Annotated in this window: 18 protein-coding genes; 8 read left to right on the forward strand and 10 right to left on the reverse strand. The window is 65.1% G+C overall.

The window, feature by feature from the left end; all coding sequences use genetic code 11:
• The first annotated feature begins 134 nt into the window (after positions 1-134).
• From AC0QDI_RS05660 to AC0QDI_RS05680, 5 genes are all read left to right on the forward strand, one after another.
• Positions 135-767: a 50S ribosomal protein L1 gene (locus AC0QDI_RS05660; protein ID WP_474666096.1), complete on the forward strand. Its 633-nt coding sequence runs from the start codon at positions 135-137 to the stop codon at positions 765-767.
• Between the two features lies 1 nt (position 768).
• On the forward strand, positions 769-1,809 hold the full coding sequence (locus tag AC0QDI_RS05665) for a 50S ribosomal protein L10 (RefSeq protein ID WP_474666098.1): 1,041 nt from the start codon (positions 769-771) through the stop codon (positions 1,807-1,809).
• Positions 1,810-1,833: 24 nt separating this feature from the next.
• Positions 1,834-2,187 carry a 50S ribosomal protein P1 gene (gene rpl12p, locus AC0QDI_RS05670; protein WP_474666100.1) on the forward strand — a complete coding sequence of 118 codons (354 nt, stop codon included), beginning with the start codon at positions 1,834-1,836 and terminating at the stop codon, positions 2,185-2,187.
• 160 nt (positions 2,188-2,347) lie between these two features.
• Positions 2,348-3,583: a tripartite tricarboxylate transporter permease gene (locus tag AC0QDI_RS05675; protein WP_474666102.1), complete on the forward strand. Its 1,236-nt coding sequence runs from the start codon at positions 2,348-2,350 to the stop codon at positions 3,581-3,583.
• A gap of 366 nt (positions 3,584-3,949) precedes the next feature.
• Complete coding sequence (locus AC0QDI_RS05680; RefSeq protein ID WP_474666104.1) at positions 3,950-4,111, forward strand: hypothetical protein; 162 nt, start codon at positions 3,950-3,952, stop codon at positions 4,109-4,111.
• Between the two features lie 86 nt (positions 4,112-4,197).
• On the opposite strand, the gene AC0QDI_RS05685 is transcribed toward AC0QDI_RS05680, so the two are convergent.
• Positions 4,198-5,037, reverse strand: coding sequence for a BtpA/SgcQ family protein (locus tag AC0QDI_RS05685; RefSeq protein WP_474666106.1), 840 nt, complete (start codon positions 5,035-5,037; stop codon positions 4,198-4,200).
• A 164-nt stretch (positions 5,038-5,201) separates the two neighbouring features.
• On the opposite strand from AC0QDI_RS05685, the gene AC0QDI_RS05690 reads away from it, so the two are divergent.
• Positions 5,202-6,320 (forward strand): NADH:flavin oxidoreductase/NADH oxidase, encoded by a 1,119-nt coding sequence (locus AC0QDI_RS05690; RefSeq protein WP_474666108.1) that lies wholly within the window; start codon positions 5,202-5,204, stop codon positions 6,318-6,320.
• 113 nt (positions 6,321-6,433) lie between these two features.
• Here the strand turns inward: AC0QDI_RS05690 and AC0QDI_RS05695 are convergent, their stop codons facing one another.
• The 3 genes from AC0QDI_RS05695 to AC0QDI_RS05705 all read right to left on the reverse strand — a co-directional run bounded on the left by AC0QDI_RS05695 (position 6,434) and on the right by AC0QDI_RS05705 (position 9,170).
• Positions 6,434-7,594, reverse strand: coding sequence for a mechanosensitive ion channel domain-containing protein (locus AC0QDI_RS05695; RefSeq protein WP_474666110.1), 1,161 nt, complete (start codon positions 7,592-7,594; stop codon positions 6,434-6,436).
• 131 nt (positions 7,595-7,725) lie between these two features.
• On the reverse strand, positions 7,726-8,514 hold the full coding sequence (locus AC0QDI_RS05700; protein ID WP_474666112.1) for an HpcH/HpaI aldolase family protein: 789 nt from the start codon (positions 8,512-8,514) through the stop codon (positions 7,726-7,728).
• 92 nt (positions 8,515-8,606) lie between these two features.
• Positions 8,607-9,170 (reverse strand): thioredoxin family protein, encoded by a 564-nt coding sequence (locus AC0QDI_RS05705; protein ID WP_474666114.1) that lies wholly within the window; start codon positions 9,168-9,170, stop codon positions 8,607-8,609.
• Between the two features lie 119 nt (positions 9,171-9,289).
• Between AC0QDI_RS05705 and AC0QDI_RS05710 the strand changes: the two genes are divergently transcribed.
• The gene (locus tag AC0QDI_RS05710; protein WP_474666116.1) at positions 9,290-9,940 is read left to right on the forward strand and encodes a hypothetical protein; all 651 of its coding nucleotides are present in this window, start codon (positions 9,290-9,292) and stop codon (positions 9,938-9,940) included.
• A gap of 291 nt (positions 9,941-10,231) precedes the next feature.
• Positions 10,232-10,777: a DNA starvation/stationary phase protection protein DpsA gene (gene dpsA, locus AC0QDI_RS05715; protein WP_474666118.1), complete on the forward strand. Its 546-nt coding sequence runs from the start codon at positions 10,232-10,234 to the stop codon at positions 10,775-10,777.
• Between the two features lie 427 nt (positions 10,778-11,204).
• Here dpsA and AC0QDI_RS05720 read toward each other — a convergent pair whose 3' ends face one another.
• The 6 genes from AC0QDI_RS05720 to AC0QDI_RS05745 form a co-directional block, all read right to left on the reverse strand.
• On the reverse strand, positions 11,205-11,621 hold the full coding sequence (locus tag AC0QDI_RS05720) for a metal-dependent transcriptional regulator (protein WP_474666120.1): 417 nt from the start codon (positions 11,619-11,621) through the stop codon (positions 11,205-11,207).
• Between the two features lie 163 nt (positions 11,622-11,784).
• The gene (locus AC0QDI_RS05725) at positions 11,785-12,711 is read right to left on the reverse strand and encodes an FAD-dependent oxidoreductase (protein WP_474666122.1); all 927 of its coding nucleotides are present in this window, start codon (positions 12,709-12,711) and stop codon (positions 11,785-11,787) included.
• 182 nt (positions 12,712-12,893) lie between these two features.
• A complete protein-coding gene (locus AC0QDI_RS05730; RefSeq protein WP_474666124.1) occupies positions 12,894-13,067 on the reverse strand; it encodes a hypothetical protein in 174 nt (57 codons plus the stop codon).
• Positions 13,068-14,252 (reverse strand): ABC transporter substrate-binding protein, encoded by a 1,185-nt coding sequence (locus AC0QDI_RS05735; RefSeq protein WP_474666126.1) that lies wholly within the window; start codon positions 14,250-14,252, stop codon positions 13,068-13,070.
• Complete coding sequence (locus AC0QDI_RS05740; protein ID WP_474666128.1) at positions 14,253-15,443, reverse strand: ABC transporter substrate-binding protein; 1,191 nt, start codon at positions 15,441-15,443, stop codon at positions 14,253-14,255.
• Positions 15,436-16,602, reverse strand: a complete 1,167-nt coding sequence (locus AC0QDI_RS05745) for an ABC transporter substrate-binding protein (protein ID WP_474666130.1) — start codon at positions 16,600-16,602, stop codon at positions 15,436-15,438. Before AC0QDI_RS05745 ends, AC0QDI_RS05740 begins: the two co-directional genes overlap by 8 nt.
• Positions 16,603-16,652: the final 50 nt, after the last annotated feature.

The raw sequence follows: 16,652 nt of genomic DNA on the forward strand, positions 1-16,652 counted from the left end.
GCGTTCGGCCGGTACTCGGGCGTACGCGCAGTTCGACGGGTTTAAGTCCGGGATGGCACTTGGTTCAAGGGAGACAGGCATCGCCTGTTTCACTGACCCGTAGGAGCAGACCCTGCGTACTACGGAGGTGAACGATGGCAGATTCGGATATTCAAACAGCAGTAGCCCGCGCACTCGAGGACTCGCCGGACCGGAACTTTACCGAGACGGTAGACCTCGCGATCAATCTGCGCGACTTAGACCTGAACGAACCGTCGAACCGCGTTGACGAGTCAATCGTCCTGCCGTCCGGAACCGGCCAGGAAACCCGCATCGTCGTCATCGCCGAGGGTGAGACCGCAGTCCGCGCCGAAGAGGCGGCGGACGAGGTCCTCTCGGGGGACGACGTGGCCGATCTGGACGACGACGAAGCCAAGGACATGGCCGACGAGACGGACTTCTTCATCGCCGAAGAGTCGATGATGCAAGACATCGCCCGGCACCTGGGTACCATTCTCGGTCCCCGAGGGAAGATGCCGGACCCGCTCGCGCCCGACGACGACGTCGTCGAAACAGTCAACCGGCTCAAAAGTACCGTGCAGCTTCGCTCCGGCGACCGACGAACGTTCCACACGCTCGTCGGCGCCGAAGATATGGATGCCGAAGATATCGGCGACAACATCGACGTCATCCTGCGCCGACTGCACGCCGACCTCGAGAAGGGGCCCCAGAACATCGACGCCGTCTACGTGAAGACGACGATGGGTCCGTCCGTGGAGGTGGCCTAGAATGAGCGCACAGGCTGAACGCAAAACCGAGAACCTTCCCCAGTGGAAGAAAGAGGAAGTCGACGAGCTCGCACAGATCATCGACGAGTACGAGAGCGTCGGCGTCGTCGGCATCGCCGGCATTCCCTCGAAGCAGCTCCAGGACATGCGTCGCGACCTGCACGGGACCGCCGTGTTGCGCGTCAGCCGCAACACCCTGCAGACGCGTGCGCTCGAGGACGCCGGACTCGGCGACCTCGTCGAGCACATCGAGGGACAGGTGGGTATCGTCGGGACCGACGAGAACCCGTTCTCGCTTTACAAGGAGCTCGAGGCGTCCAAGACGCCCGCACCGATCAACGAGGGCGAAGTCGCCCCGAACGACATCGTGATCCCCGAAGGGGACACCGGTGTCGATCCGGGGCCGTTCGTCGGCGAGCTTCAGGGTGTCGGCGCCAACGCGCGCATCGAAGAGGGATCGATCCAGGTCATGGAGGACTCGACGGTCCTCGAGGCCGGCGGAACCGTCTCCGCGGACCTGACGAACGTCCTCAACGAGCTCGGTATCGAGCCCAAGGAAGTCGGGCTCGACCTCCGTGCCGTCGTCGCCGACGGCGTGCTCTTCAATCCGGAAGACCTCGACATCGACGTCGACGCCTACCGGAGCGACGTGTCGACGGCCGCCGCCCGCGCTCGGAACCTCTCGCTCAACGCGAGCTTCCCGACCGCGACGACGGCACCGACGCTCATCGCCAAGGCCACGGGCGAGGCCAAGAGCCTCGGCCTGCAGGCCGCCATCGAGGACGAAGCTCTCATGCCCGACCTCGTCAGCAAGGCCGACGCACAGCTGCGTGCGATCGCGGCCCAGATCGACGACGAGGAGGCGCTTCCTGACGAGCTTCAGGACGTCGCGGCGGCCGCCGAACCGGCGGCAGCCGACGACGAAGACGAATCGGCAGACGACCAGACCGAAGACGAGACCGAGACCGAGGACGCCGACACCGACGATGACGACGAAGACGACGGTGACGGCGCGGCCGGTCTCGGCGAGATGTTCGGATAACGACCACTAACAGAGGATCCAACAATGGAATACGTATACGCTGCACTCATCCTGAACGAATCGGGCGAAGAGATCAACGAAGACAACCTGACGAACGTGCTCGACGCTGCCGGCGTCGACGTCGAGGAGTCCCGTGTCAAGGCGCTCGTCGCCGCGCTCGAGGACGTCGACATCGACGAGGCAGTCTCCGAGGCTGCCGCCGTCCCCGCCGGTGGAGCCGCCGCAGGCGGCGCCGCGGGTGGCGAGGCCGCTGCCGACGAAGGCGACGACGAGGCCGACGAGGAAGCCGAAGAGACCAGCGACGTGCCGGACACGACGGACGACGACGACGAGGACGACGAGGCCGACGGCGAGGGTCTCGGCGAACTCTTCGGATAACGCGCACGTCGATTCCGGCTTCGACGAGTTGCAATCCCGATTTTTCTTTCGGCTCGAAGGGGAGTGGCGACGCCGCGCCGTCTCGGTGCGAGGAACACCCCTGCTCGAGCGGCAGCCCCGGTCCGAGAGCATATAAACGATGCCGCGGCCAGAGTCCGCGATGGCCGCCCCAGTCGAGATCGTCACCGAGCCGGCGCTGACCCTCCAGCTTCTCGCGTGGGTCCTCGCCGGTTCGCTACTGGGGAGTTGCAGCGGGCTCGTTCCCGGCCTGCACGCCAATAACTTCGCGTTCCTGTTAGCCGGAATCGCACCGTCCGTTCCCGGTCCGCCGCTGTTCGTCGGCTGTGCGATGCTCGCCGCCGGCGTCGTCCACACCTTCCTGAACGCCGTCCCAGCGATGGCGCTGGGCGTCCCCGACGCGGAGATGGCCGTCACTGCACTGCCCGGCCACCGAATGGTTCTCGAGGGACGCGGCTACGAGGCGATCCGACTCTCGGCGCTCGGCAGCGTCCTCGCCGTACTCGCTGCGGTACCCCTGGCCGTCCCCGTGACCCGGGGCGTAACGGCCGTCTACCCGACGGTACGGGCGCAGTTGCCGCTACTGTTGGCGATGATAGCGGTCGCCCTGATCGCGTCGGAACCGACGTGGCGGAGCCGTTTCGGCGGGCTGCTCTCGCTCGCGCTGGCAGCCGGGCTCGGCGCGCTCACGCTGGATCTCTCGCCGGCGGCCCCGCTCGAGGCGGGCGGCACGCTCGCACCGCTGTTCGCCGGCCTCTTCGGCGCGCCGGTGTTGATCGACGCGGTTCGCGGGAGCGGTATCCCTCCTCAGGAGAGCGACGGGATCGCGATGTCGCGGGGACTCGTCGGACTCACGGCGATCGCGGGCACGCTCGCGGGCGCCGCGGTCGGCTATCTTCCGGGCATCACGGCGGCGATCGCCGCCGTCGCGGTCCTCGTCGTCGTTCCGGACGGAGCCAGCGACCGCGGCTATATCGTCGCGACGAGCGGCGTCGACACCGCGAACACGATCTTCGCGCTCTTCGCGCTCGTCGCCATCGGCCAGCCCCGGACCGGGGTGCTTGTGGCCTTCGACCGAACGAACGCCCCGCTCGAGATACCGATTCTGCTCGCGGCCGTCATCCTCGCGGGGCTGGTCGGTTTCGTCCTCGTGATCGTGGTTGGGGACGCGTACCTCGAGGCGATCGGTCGCCTGCCGTACTGGGCGGTCTCGATCACCGTCCTCGCCCTTCTCGTGGGGCTCTCGTTTCTGTTCGCCGGTCCGGTCGGCGTCGCGATCTTCGTCGCGGCGGCCGCGATCGGCATGGTGCCGGTTCGGCTGCGGGCGCGGCGCGTTCACCTGATGGGAGTGTTGTATCCGGCGATACTGCTCTCGTAACGGCCCTCGACGGCGCGGTCTTTCGTGACGAATCGAAGCTTCCGGTCCGGACACGACGGAATCGATTCGCACCGATCGTCCGCCCGTCGTGAGTCGGCCGTCCAGCGGTCGTCGGTCGGCACTGTGACCGATCCGTCGTTGGAACGTTCCCGTTGCGAGCGCTCCCGGCACAGCGACCCCGGGTTTCGACAGCACATTTTTACGTGGCGCATCGGTACCCAGGAGCATGACGGTTCGACGGACGGCCGCCCGAAGAGACGATATCGAAGCGCTCCGGACTGTTTCCACGACGCTTTCGGGCCCGAATACGCGCTGGAACCCGCTCACGACGGCAGTTCGGCGAATCGGGCGAGCGGCGGCATCGTCATGAACGGCGAACGAGGGGGTCTCCTCGAGCGACTCTTCGCGACCGAACGGCGGTTCTACGACAGTGTACCGGTCAAAAACGTATACAGCAAGCTGGTCTTTCGGACGGTCGTCTGGTTCCTGTTGTTCTGGATCGTCTATCACATGTTCACGAGCCTGTGAGCGCGGGCCCGTAGGGATCGAGGACGACCGGGATCGAATGCGCTGAGAGCGCATTCCGTCGGTCGGGTATCCGCTGCGATGGGTGATCAATCGGTCGAGCCCGCCGCTCGAGCGGCCGCCACGAGCTCCGCGACGCGCTCGCCGGAAACGGGGGCGGTCGTCTCGCCGCCCTCCTTGAGAGCGGTGCCGACGATGATGCCGTCTGCACCCGCTTCGATGCAGTCGTCCACCGTCTCGCTCGTTACCCCACTGCCGACGAACACCGGGTCCCGATCGTGGCCCGCATCAGCGAGTGCGCCGGCGACGCGCTCGACGGCCGCGAGCGGCGTTTCGGCACCCGTTCCGGAACCGGAGACGATGACGCCGTCGGCGTTCCCGCGTTCGACCGTCTCGAGCGCTGCGCGTCCGATATCCGATTCGCCGATCGGCGTCGCGTGTTTGACGTGGACGTCCGCGATGACCGCCACGTCGGTCTCGAGTCGGTCGCGAAGCCGGAGCGTCTCGTGAGCGCGGCCCTCGAGAATCCCCTGATCGGTCGCGGCGGAGCCGACGTGGACGTTTACGCGGACGAAATCGGCGTCGGCGGCCGCGGCGATCGAAACCGCTGCGGTGGCGTCATTTCGCAACACGTTGATCCCGACGGGTACGTCGACGGCGTCTGTCAGGGCCGTCGCGATAGCGGTCAGTTCGGCCACGACGTGCCGTGGCACGGAATCCGGATAGAACGGCGCGTCGCCGAAGTTCTCGAGGATGAGACCGTCGATTCCGCCCGCCTCGAGCCGGCGGGCGTCCTCGAGCGCGCGGGTTCGAACGGCCTCTCGGTCGCCGTCGAACCCCGGTGCACCGGGGAGTGCCGGGAGGTGAACCATCCCGATGACGGGGCGGTCGGCATCGAATCGATCCAGCACGAGGCCGTTGGTGGTCATATCCGTACTGGAACCGCCGGCGGAATAAGTGGCCGTGGGACTCCGTCGGGCGACGGCGAGAGTCACCCTCGCTTGCGGGAGGATCCTCGACCCCGCCCTCGCTCGAGGCGGCAATCCCCGCTCCCTCCACGGCTGTTTTCTCGCCGGCGTGGGTACACCGACCGATGACTGACTTGCTCTCTTCGTTGCCCTTACGCGACGTGGAATCCCCGAATCGGATCGCCGTCTCCCCGATGTGCCAGTACTCCTGTGAGGCGGACGGATTGCCGACGGAGTGGCACCGCGTCCACCTCGGGAGCCGGGCGGTAGGCGGTGCCGGCATCGTCATGACCGAAGCGACGGCCGTCGATCCCGCCGGTCGGATCACGCCCCACGACCTCGGAATCTGGAGCGACGAGCACGCCGCCGCGCTCGAGCCGATCGCCGAGTTCGTCCGCGACCAGGGCGGCGTGCCGGGGATACAACTCGCCCACGCGGGTCACAAGGCGAGTAAAACGCGGCCCTGGGACGGCAACGTGCCGATCGCGCCGGACGAGACGGATCCGACCGGCGCGTCGGGCTGGGAGGTCCTGTCGCCGTCACCGGACGCCTACCCGCCGTTCGACGGCGATCGACCGGCGATGCGACGGGCCGATGGGGAGGACATCGAGGGCGTGATCGACGCCTACCGCGAAGCGGCCGAGCGCTCGCTCGAGGCCGGCTTCGAGATCGCCGAGATCCACGCGGCCCACGGCTACCTGCTCCACGAATTCCTCTCGCCGGTGACGAACCGCCGCGAGGACGACTACGGCGGCGGCTTCGAGAACCGCACGCGGCTGGTCCGCGAGGTCGTCGCCGCCGTCCGCGACGTCTGGCCCGACGGCAAGCCGATCTTCGTCCGCATCTCCGGGACGGACTGGCTCGACGACCGCGAGTCGTGGGATGTCGAGCAGTCGGTGCGGCTGGCGGACGCGCTCGCCGGGCTGGGCGTCGATCTGGTCGACGTCAGTTCGGGCGGGATCCACACCGACCAGGCGATTTCGGGCGGACCGAACTTTCAGGTCCCGCTGGCCGAGCGGGTCCGAGAGGGAGCCGACGTCGCCGTCGGCGCGGTCGGCGGCGTCACCGAACCCGAACAGGCCGACGCGCTGGTCCGTAACGGCCGGGCCGATCTCGTGTTCGCGGGTCGGGAGTTCCTGCGCGATCCGTACTTCGGACTCCGCGCGGCCGGCGACCTCGAGCGCGATCCGGACGACGCCGCGGCGGCGTGGCCGGTCCAGTACCGGCGGGCCGTCCAGCGATAGTCTTTCCGTCGAACGCGGCGGTATCGGCGCTCTCGTGCGGACTCTTGGAAGTCATTGCCGGCGCACCCCGGCCACTCCGGAATTGCGCCGGTACATCGTTACAGCGATCCGTCTCAGTCGGAGACCGTTTCGAGTTCGGTTTCGTCGGGATTCGGACCGCTCACCCGGAACCCCTGCTCGTCGCGAGTGTCGTGGACCCGCTGTGGATAGGGGATCGTGATTCCCTCGCGGTCGAAGGCGTCGATGATCGCCTCGATCACCGCCGTCTGGGCGTCGAGTTTGCGACGCATCGTCGGACCGCCGATCCAGACGCGGCACTCGACGACCACTGACGAGTCGTCGAACCGTTTGGCGATCACCTGCGGGTTGGGTGCGTTCTTGATCTCCTCGAGGTCTTCGACCCCTTCGACGATGGTGGAGCGGGCGCGCTCGACGCTGGCGTCGTAATCGATACCGACGTCGACGTCGACCCGGAGCTGATCGTTCTTCGAGTAGTTCGTCAGCGGACTGCTGGTCACCTTGTCGTTGGGAACGAGGACGTGCTTGTCGCCGAACGTCTGTATCTGGGTCGTGAAGATGGTGACGTCGGTGACGATCCCGGTGGTCTCGTTGACCTCGATCCAGTCGCCGACGGCGAACGGGCGCGAGAAGAGCAGGATGAACCCGGCGATCATGGCCGTCAACGTCTCTCGAGCCGTCAGTGCGACGACCGCCGTGATTGCGCCCGCACCGAGGAAGATGTTCGTGAGATCGATTCCCCAGAGGGTGAGCAACACGGTTCCGGCGAAGGCGACGATTCCGATGTCGACGACGTGATAGGCGACTTCGCTCTGATGTCTCGTGATCGCCTTCGTCTGGGACAGCTTATCGATCGAGCGGTTGACGAACCGCACTACGAGATAGGCGGTGACGATCACTGCGGCGGTGATCAGCTGCCGGGCGGCCAGCCACCGATCGATCAGCATCGCCTCGAGCGTATACCTGAGGAGATACGTGACCTGCCAGATGACGCCGAAGACGTAGACGGCAGCGACGACGAACCCGGCGAGCACGAGGACGGAACTCGCTTCGGCGAGTTGCCTGCCGTATCGGCGGCGGAAAAGGAGCCGAACGCGGTCGGCGACCTCGATCCCGAGCGGGAGCAACGCGACGAGGAGGAACGTCGCGAGTAGTTTCGCCTCGAACGACGCCAGATAGGTCTCTTGTAGCCACGGAACCGGATCCGGTCGAAGGGGCGATTGGAGCGGGAAGACGCTCGATACGAGACGGAACATTCGGCGCCGGTGATACTCAGTCGGGAGTTATGAAGACCATCCCGGCAGCTGCAACCACACCGTCGCCGTACTGCTGTTTCGACGGCGTGACACGATCACGTTCCGCCGGAACGGAGCGTCGGTGAAACCGATCAGCTTCCCTCGTAGTCCTCCAGCCAGCCCGTGACGGACGACTGCAACGCGCCGGTCGTCGTCCCGATGTTCAGTAGCTGATAGCCGTTTCGGGCCTTCTCGTTGACGTCGTCCATGTCGAACCCGAGTCCGCCGACTGGAACGTCCGCCTCGACGGCCGCCGACCGGATCGTCTCGACGGCTTCCTCGACCGCCGGGTGATCGAACTCACCCGGATGACCAAGCGAGACCGAGAGATCGAGCGGGCCGATGAAGACGAAGCCGAGTTCGGGCACCGCGAGGATGTCGTCGAGGTCGTCGAGCGCCGACTCCGTCTCGATCGTGACGCCGACGACGGCCGACTCGTCCTCGCCGCTCACGTAGTCGTCAGTCAGGCCCCAGCGACTCGCACGCGGGTTAGCCATGCCGCGCCGGCCGGGCTCCCCGTCGTATTCGAACCGCCCCGCTCGCACCGCCGCCTCGAGCTCCTCGGCGCTCCCGACCCGCGGAAGAAAGACGTTCCGGACGCCGGCGTCGAGAGCCTTCCGGACCAGCGAGGGATCGGTATCGGGGACGCGCACCAGCAGCTCCGTGTTGGTGACGTCAGCCGCGCGGAGCAGTTCCTCAAGCCGGCCCGCGTCCCGCGGACTCGGCCCGCCGTGCTCGAGGTCGATCCAGACGAAGTCGACGCCGAGCGCCGCGTAGAGTTCGACCACCGTCGGGCTGTACGTGTTCTCGAGGACGCCGAGCGCGACCTCGCCGGCCTCGAGGGTTTCGCGGAGCGCGTTGCCTCGTGGTTCGTGGGTCATACGCCATCCCCACAGGAGCCGACGACTAAAGTCTGGGGCCGACCGACCCGTCGTCCGATCGAAGTCGACGAAAACAGCAGCGGGTGTGCTCTTTACTGGTCTTTCCACTTGATCGAACAGCCCCGGGAGGGCTGCCACTCGAGGTCGACGGCCTCGCCCGCCAGCACGGCGTTGATCGCTTCGCGGATCGGGAATCGGCTCGGGTCGTCGTCGGGGTTCGGGGCGTCGTCGAGGCGGCCGTGGTAGGCCAACCGAAACTCTCCGTCCGTCCGTTCGAACAGGAACGGGTCCGGCGTACAGACCGCACCGTACTCGCGGGCGACCGCTTGGCTCTCGTCGCGCAGGTAGGCGTCGTAGTCGACTTTCCCCTCGGCGACGTACTCCCGCATCTTCTCGACGGAATCGTCGGGGTACTCCTCGGCGTCGTTAGAGTTGATCCCGACGACCGAAACGTCGTCGTACTCGTCAGCCAGTTCGTTCAGCAGGTCGAATTTCGCCTGCGCGTACGGGCAGTGGTTGCAGGTGAAGACGAGCAACAGCGCCTCGGCGTCGGCGAACGACTCGAGCGAGTACGTCCCGCCGTCGACGCCCTCGAGCTCGAAGTCGGGCGCAGCGTCGCCGGCCTCGAGTTTGGATTCGGACTCTTTCATGACCATATCGGTGCTTCGTCTCGTTCGTCCTTAATCGTCACGTTCGTTGAACCGACTCGCCGGAGTACGTCGCGAGACGCGCATGACGACTTACATATTAGTACCCCCGGCCGCATCGACAGGGTATGAAGACGCTCGAGGTCACCGACGAACAGTACGCGTTCATCCAGTACCTCCGCGAGGAGATTTCCGAATCGGTCGTCGGCAAGTACGGCTTCGTCCGCGAACGCGACGCCGTCCAGTTCCTGATCGATAATCTCGACGAGGACGTCGAAATCGACGCCGACGAGTTCGACTCCTCGGCGACCGACGACGTCGCCGCGTCCGTCGGTGCCGCTATCGACGGCGAAACCGATCCACACGAACTCGAGGAGGTCTCCTACGTCGAAGGCGAGACGCCGACGGCCGATGAGATCGGGGACGAGGACAGCGAGGGCCCGGAGTCCGAGTCGGACGAAGAGACCGAAGGGGACGCCGACGACGGACCGAGCGACGACGGACCGAGCGAGGTGACCGAAGGGGAAGCGAACGACGACGAAGCCGACGACGAGGCCGCGGACGGCGACGGTTCGGCTGCCGACACGGACGGAGACGGCTCGGCCGACGACGACGATATGTTAGACGAGATGATGAGCCTGCTCGAGACCCACGACGACAAGTGGGAGGAATCGAGTTCCGCGGACTACCGGTACAGCGTCGAACTCCCGGACGGCTCGAGCGAACAGGTCCAGACGAAAGACGACGTCCGGGCGCTTCTGTTCAAGAATTATCGCTGACTCGGGGTCGGTTACGACGCTGTCTGCGCAGTTTCTGCCGCGCGTCGGAGAGCACATCGCGATCGTGAGCCGCGACCGCTTCGCGACCCCGACGATCGGTCGTCTCGAGCGATACCGACCGCGGAACGGTTCTCACGAGTTCGGGCGGGATTCGTAGCCGGACGCGAACGCACTCCGGAACGATCGAGACGGACCGGGTATGACGGGGTGGTCCCGATAGTTTAGGCAGTGCGAAAAATAGTTCGTAAATTGAAAAGTTATAAGAGGCTTCCATCCCACGTATGAGACGTGATGAACACGCAAAAGACCACTCGACAGAAAGCGGACACGGTCGAATCGAACGCGCTTCGACTCGACACGGAAAAGGCCGAGCAGATCATCGACGCGCTCAACACGGATCTGGCCGACGCGTACGTCCTCTATCATCAACTCCACAAGCACCACTGGAACGTAGAGGGTGCGGAGTTCCTCGACGTCCACGTCTTCCTCCAGGAGGTCTACGAGGACGTCGAAGCCGCGGCCGACGAACTCGCAGAGCGACTCCAGGCGCTCGGCGGCGTTCCCCACGCGAGCATGACGACGCTCGTGGAGAACGCGACGGTCGAAGCCGAGGACGAAGACGTCTACGACGTCCGGACATCGCTCGCCAACGACCTCGAGATGATGGGCGACATCATCGAAAGCTACCGCCAGCACATCGAACTCGCGGAGGGGCTCGGCGACTACGCGACGGGAGAGATGCTTCGTGAACAACTCGAGACCATCGAAGAACACACCCACCACATCGAACACTACCTCGAAGACGACACCCTCGTCCTCGAGTCCGCGACGCAGTAACTCGGCGCCGTCGACTGCAGCCGGGTGGTCTCTCGCCGTTCGCTCCGAGCGGTTCAGTTCGATATTGTAATTCCGATCGACCAACGCCGACGGCTCTCTCGACAACTCCTGTTCGACGGACTCGCTGAACGAAACCGTGACAGATCTGGCGGGGACGCGGTCGCCGGGCGACGGGCTATCGAGTCGATTCGATGACGTGGTCGCTCGAAATCCATCCCTCCGTGTTCCCGGATTCGATGAAGACGACTCTGTCGGGACCGCTTTCGCAAACCGATATCTCGGGTCCGCATGTCGTATCCGGTTCGGAGTCACGATCGGCGTCCGATTGCGTACCGGTGGTCATTGGCTTTGTTTAGGCAGACCTAAAGTAAAAAGAGTGCGGTTTCGATCGGTCGTCGTCGGTCGCGTCGCAGAACGAAGTCCCGACTCAACGAGAGTCCGATCGCACCGAAGAGAGCGATCGCTCCGTCTCTCCAGACGGGTCGTCAGTCTCGGCGAGAAGCGTCGATGCGAGGCGGTCGACGACCGTCGGACTGATTGTTCCCGCCAGTTCCATCGCCTCGCTCTCGTACTCCTCGAGTCCGAGCACGTCGTGAAAGAACCGCGAAAGGGTATCGTAGGTCTCGGACAGTTCGTCGGCGGTCGCTCGTCCCTCGGCCGTGAGCGTCGCTCCGTCGTACGGTTCGTACGTCAGGTAGCCGTCGTTTTCGAGTCGCTGAAGCATCTCCGTCGTCGCCGCCGGCGAGCGATCGACCGCGTCGGCGACGCGCCCGGGTGAAATCGGTGGAGCGCCCCGCCGTTCCGCGAGATAGAGAACGAGAAGGTAGTGGGATGCCCCGGTCATCGGTCACTGAATCGACGTGTAGTGGATCGACGTGTGGACGTTCGCTACGGATCCGAAGCCCGACGCGCAGACCCGACGCTTCTTCACGCTCGAGCGCGGCCGTGGGACGGCATCGACTTCGGGCAGCGCTCCGGGAGCCGCCGTCGTACCGTCGGGAGTGATATCACGACCCTCCGTTCTCGCGTTCGGTTTCGATTTCGCGCGCCGCTTCGACGATCAGGTCGTCGTCGACGTGCGCGAGCAGTCGTTCGTGTCCGCGTTCGATCCGCCGTTCGATATCGTCGTCGGCGAGATACGTCTCGAGCCTGCGGTCGATTTCCCGCTCGCGTATCTCCGCGAGGCGATCCGCCTCGAGGTCGTGATCGTCGGGCACTCGGTCGTCGAAATACGTTCGCCACCGATCCCGGTCGCTCCACTCGCCGTCCAGTTCCGCCTCTCGTCGCATCCAGTCGTAGTAGTTCGCCACGGCCTCGGGGTAGCCCGCGTCCCGTCGAACGTCCTCGACGACGGTGATCCCGACCCGCGTGCCGCGTCCGGCGGCCATGCTCGCCTGATAGCCGGTGTCTCCGTACGGCGACGCGATGAACAGGTCATCGACCGGCGTCGTTCCGTCGCTCTCGGCGTACCCCTTGTCGAAGTGCTCGTGTTCCTCGCCGTCGTGTTCGTGCGTCTCGAACATCGCCGTCTCGTCGTCGAGTCCGCGCATGTACTCGCCGTCGTAGCGCGTGGCCGCGATCACGCGACGAGCCGTGACCGGTTCTCCCTCCTGCAGGCTGATACCGAAGCCCTCGCCGTCGTCTACGGGCTCGAGCGACTCGACGAGATCCGAAACGATCTCACAGCCCGCCTCCTCGGCGTGGTCGTGCATCAACCCGTACAGCGTCTCGACGTCGATCCCGGCCGGAAAGCCGAGGTAGTTCTCGAGGTAGGCGCATCGCCGAATCGAAGACCGTCCGCGATCGAAGATGATCGTGTCGAGGCCGTACCGTGCCGTGAAGACGCCTGCTGCACACCCCGCGGGGCCGCCGCCAACGATGGCGATATCGTGATCGAACGTCGTCTCCGCTCGATCGGTATCGATTGCACTCATCGTTTGAACCTGCTATCTGGGATCCGCTGGCGGGTAACGCGCCGTTCGTCTTCGCGGACGTCGGGAGCGTCGTCACCGGCTCCCGTAGGGCTCGTGTCGCACACGGGAGTTGCTCTACTCGAGACGGAGGTGCCGCGTCTTCCGTACGTCGTATCGGTAGTAGTGTGTATCATCGGTCGTCGTTATCGTCTGATCGTCACCGGCTGGTCGGCGGCGATGAACGGCTCGTCGTCCCCGTCGGCGAACGCCAGGCCGCCACACTCGCTGCGACGGACTCGCCACGACGGCAGGTCGGGGATGTCGTAGTCCGACGGTTCGCGGAACGCGCCCGCGATCGCCCACTCTCGAGCGCGCATTCACCGCTCCCCCGTAATGATATCGGCGACTTTCTGGCGATCGAACAGCCGTTCGTCTTCCGGAAGTTCCGGATACGGACCCTCGGTGTAGGTCGGCCACTCCCCGAAAATGTCGGGATAGAGCTGTTTGGCGGTCATCTCGAGTTGGAACAGGTTCAGGATCGGCCCCTGGTAGCGCGCTCCCTGCGCGTAGACGCGATCGGTTTGGACCGCGGAGAGTCGCTGTCCGACGGCGTGATTCCGCAGCGCTGATCGAATTTCGGGCATATCGGTTTGAGGGTGCATCCCGCCAAGCGAGAAGAGAACGTCGGGATCGGCCTCGAGCATCCCTTCCATATCGATCGTGTCGCCGGAGGAGATGTCGTCACCCAGAGCGCCATTCGGACCGAGCGGGCGCACGTGCGAAATCAAAAACCCGGGCGTATCCAGCGTGTAGACGTACATGCTCTCGATGTCGCTCATCCCCGCCAGAACCGCGGTCGGGCGATCCGGTTCCGGTGGAAGATTTTCCTCGATCGTTGCCAGCAGGTCAGCGTGGATCGTCTCGAGCGCGTCGTAGCGCGACTCCTCGCGGAACACCGCTGCGACCTTTTCGAACAGCTCCCAGAGGGTGTAATACTCGTAGCGGTCGGCCCACTCGGCCGGCGGTTCGTCGTGTCTGTCGCTGAATTTGTTCCCGAACCACGGGCCGACAGTCTCGCCGACCTCATCGATATCCGACGTGCTCCAGCTATCGAGGGCGTTCACGCTCGCCGGGTCGGCGAGGTGGATATCGCTGTCGAGGTCGTAGAGTTTCTCCTTATCCGGATCCCACGAGGAGTACAACCCCGTCCAGTCTAGCGTGACGCCGGGCAGTCGTTCGGTAAACTGGTTCCAGAGCTGGTCGTAGTAGTCGGGTGCGTGCATCGCGTTGACGTCGTCCCCGCGTCCGAGGGCGAACGCCATCCCGGCGTGGTGGGTCAACCGCGTGAACACGCTTTCCGGCGGCGAGTCGAACGTGACTTCCCCCATCGGAGCCATCGTCACCGAATACGAGCCCTCGCCGGACGGCCGGTCAGTCTCCTCGCTCTGTCCGAACAGTTCCGAACAACCCGCGAGGGCGGTCCCGGCCGCGAGCGCACCGCCGTATCTCAACGCATCTCTGCGCGTCGTCGTTTCGGTCGTGCCGTCGTTGTTGTCACTCATTTAGTTCTCACCGGTGATGATGTCCGCAACGCGCTGGCGGTCGAACAGCTGCTCGTCCTCGGGAATCTCGGGGTACGGCCCCTCGGAGTAGGTCGGCCACTCTCCGAAGGCGTCGGGATAGAGCTGTTTGGCGGTCATCTCGAGTTGGAAGAGGTTCATCAGCGGCCCCTGATTGCGCCCGCCCTGGGTGTGGATGCGGTCGTTCTCGACCGCCGGCACCGATTCGGTTACCGGGTCGTTTTGGAACCGCTCTCGAGTCTTCGTCACGTGGCGAGCCTCCGACATTCCTGCGAGACAGAGGATAACGTCGGGATCGGCTTCGACGAGGGCCTCATAGTCAACCGTCGATTCGGTCTGGACGTCCGCAAAAACGTCGTGTGCACCGAGCGGGCGAGTGTGGGCGGTCAGGAAGCCGGGGCCGTTCAGTGCATACGTATACATGCTTTCTTCACCCTGAATGAGGATGATCATCGCCACCGACGGCCGCCCGTCTTCCGACGGGAGGTCCTCCTTGATCGTCGTGAGCATCTCACTGTGGACGGCTTTGAGCGCCTCGTAGCGCTCCTCCGCTTGGAACACCGTTGCAACCTGCCGGAAGATCTCCCAGAGCGTGTAATACTCGTAGTCGTCGGCCCACTCCGCGGCCGGTTCCTTATTCGCGTTGCTGAGCGTGTTTCCGAACCACGGGGCGACGCGTTCGCCGATATCCTCGGTGTCCTCGCGCGTCCAACTCGACATGTTCGTCATGTACGCGGGGTCCGCGAGGTGGAGATCGCTGTCGAGTTCGTAGAGGAACTCCTTGTCGGGATCCCACGTTCCGGAGAGGTCGGCCCAGTCGACGGAGACGCCCGGGAGCCGCTCGAGGAACGTGTTCCACATCGTGTCGTTGTATTCGGGGTTGTACAGCATCGAGGACACGGCGTCGCCGTGGCCGGCCGCGAGCGCCATATCAGCGTGATGCGGGAGGATCGTGAGGGCGTTCTCCGGCGGCCCCTCGAATTCGACGGTTCCGCTCGGCGCCATCGTCACCGAGTAGGTCCCGCTATCGGACGGTCCGGATTCGCCGTCACCGTCCCGTCCGGCCAACTCCGAGCAGCCGGCGAGTGAAACGCCGGCCGCGAGTGCGCCGCCGTATTTCAGTGTGTCTCTGCGTGTGGGTCCGCCAGCCGTACCGTCCGTGTGTTCAGTCATCGTCGGCGTCTCCGGTGATGATATCCGCAACCGCCTGTCGGTCGAAGAGCCGTCCGTCGCCGGTCACCTCCCCGAACTCGTCGGGGAACAGTTGCTTCGCCGCTCGCTCCGTCAGGAAGAGATTGTGAATCGGACCCTGGTTGAGATAGCCGCCGCGATACACCTGGCCGCTCTGGACGGCGGTGAGTTCGCTCCCGACGGGATGGCTCCGCATGTAGTCGAGAACGACGTCCCGGAACTCCGCGGCGGACTTTCGTTCGTGGCCGCGGACGAGAATCACTTCGGGATCGATCTCGAGTAAGTTCTCGTAGTCGAGTTCGCCGCGGTTCGTAGTGCTGAGATTGTCGATGTCCGTCCCCGCGAGCGCGTCGTGGACGCCGAGATCGCGCCACTGTTTCTTGCTCGTCCCCGCGTCGTCGAGTCGATACGGCGAGAACGTCTCCGGCTCGTCGGTCCCCTCGAACGTGAGGAAGACGTCCGGTCGGTCATCGCTCGGCGGGAGTCGCCCTTGGATCGACGCGATGAACTCGTCGTGGAGTTCGCTGAAGGCCTCGTAGCGTTCCCGCTGCTGGAACACCTCGGCGACGATTTCGAAGGCCTCGTACAGCGTGTAGTAGCGGTAGTCGTGCCACTCGTCGGAGCGGCGGAAGATCAAATTCCCGACGAACGGCGCGACGCGGGTCGCGATCTCGTCGACGTCTTCCCCACTCCAGTCGAACCAGTTGACCAGCATCTGGGGATCGTACAGGTGCACGTCGCTCTCGAGTCCGTAGAACTCCTCTTTGGTTCGGACCTCCGGATACCGCTCGAGGACGTCTTCGTCGACGCTCACGCCGGGAAGTTCGTCGTAGACATACGTGTAGTAGCGATCAGCGCCGCCCACGCCGGCCAATCCGTCGGCCTGCCCCAGTGCGACGGCCATATCGGCGTAGCCGCCGTCGTACGCGGCCCACCGCTCGGGTACCTCGTCGAACGAGACCGTCCCCATCGGTTCCATCGAGACCGAGTACGATCCGTCCCCGGTCGTCCCGGTGCCTTGGGCGTCCCCCTGTCCGACCAGTTCCGAGCAACCCGCCAGCAGTCCGCTTCCGACGGCCGCACCGCCGTACGTCACGAAATCCCGCCGTGTCGGGCCGCCACCGCTCATTTTGTCTCCCATCGTATTTTTAGGCTCGCCTAAAACATCATAAAGCCACCGATTATTAGGCC

This window comes from Natrinema sp. LJW11 (assembly GCF_056135975.1).

Coding starts and splice junctions, on each gene's coding strand:
- AC0QDI_RS05710 (WP_474666116.1), top strand. CDS start 9,290: ATGAAGACGCTCGAGGTCACCGACGAACAGTACGCGTTCATCCAGTAC.
- AC0QDI_RS05745 (WP_474666130.1), bottom strand. CDS start 16,602: ATGGGAGACAAAATGAGCGGTGGCGGCCCGACACGGCGGGATTTCGTG.
- AC0QDI_RS05690 (WP_474666108.1), top strand. CDS start 5,202: ATGACTGACTTGCTCTCTTCGTTGCCCTTACGCGACGTGGAATCCCCG.
- AC0QDI_RS05725 (WP_474666122.1), bottom strand. CDS start 12,711: ATGAGTGCAATCGATACCGATCGAGCGGAGACGACGTTCGATCACGAT.
- AC0QDI_RS05665 (WP_474666098.1), top strand. CDS start 769: ATGAGCGCACAGGCTGAACGCAAAACCGAGAACCTTCCCCAGTGGAAG.
- AC0QDI_RS05720 (WP_474666120.1), bottom strand. CDS start 11,621: ATGACCGGGGCATCCCACTACCTTCTCGTTCTCTATCTCGCGGAACGG.
- dpsA (WP_474666118.1), top strand. CDS start 10,232: ATGAACACGCAAAAGACCACTCGACAGAAAGCGGACACGGTCGAATCG.
- AC0QDI_RS05705 (WP_474666114.1), bottom strand. CDS start 9,170: ATGGTCATGAAAGAGTCCGAATCCAAACTCGAGGCCGGCGACGCTGCG.
- AC0QDI_RS05700 (WP_474666112.1), bottom strand. CDS start 8,514: ATGACCCACGAACCACGAGGCAACGCGCTCCGCGAAACCCTCGAGGCC.
- AC0QDI_RS05740 (WP_474666128.1), bottom strand. CDS start 15,443: ATGACTGAACACACGGACGGTACGGCTGGCGGACCCACACGCAGAGAC.
- AC0QDI_RS05730 (WP_474666124.1), bottom strand. CDS start 13,067: ATGCGCGCTCGAGAGTGGGCGATCGCGGGCGCGTTCCGCGAACCGTCG.
- AC0QDI_RS05735 (WP_474666126.1), bottom strand. CDS start 14,252: ATGAGTGACAACAACGACGGCACGACCGAAACGACGACGCGCAGAGAT.
- rpl12p (WP_474666100.1), top strand. CDS start 1,834: ATGGAATACGTATACGCTGCACTCATCCTGAACGAATCGGGCGAAGAG.
- AC0QDI_RS05660 (WP_474666096.1), top strand. CDS start 135: ATGGCAGATTCGGATATTCAAACAGCAGTAGCCCGCGCACTCGAGGAC.
- AC0QDI_RS05695 (WP_474666110.1), bottom strand. CDS start 7,594: ATGTTCCGTCTCGTATCGAGCGTCTTCCCGCTCCAATCGCCCCTTCGA.
- AC0QDI_RS05680 (WP_474666104.1), top strand. CDS start 3,950: ATGAACGGCGAACGAGGGGGTCTCCTCGAGCGACTCTTCGCGACCGAA.
- AC0QDI_RS05675 (WP_474666102.1), top strand. CDS start 2,348: ATGGCCGCCCCAGTCGAGATCGTCACCGAGCCGGCGCTGACCCTCCAG.
- AC0QDI_RS05685 (WP_474666106.1), bottom strand. CDS start 5,037: ATGACCACCAACGGCCTCGTGCTGGATCGATTCGATGCCGACCGCCCC.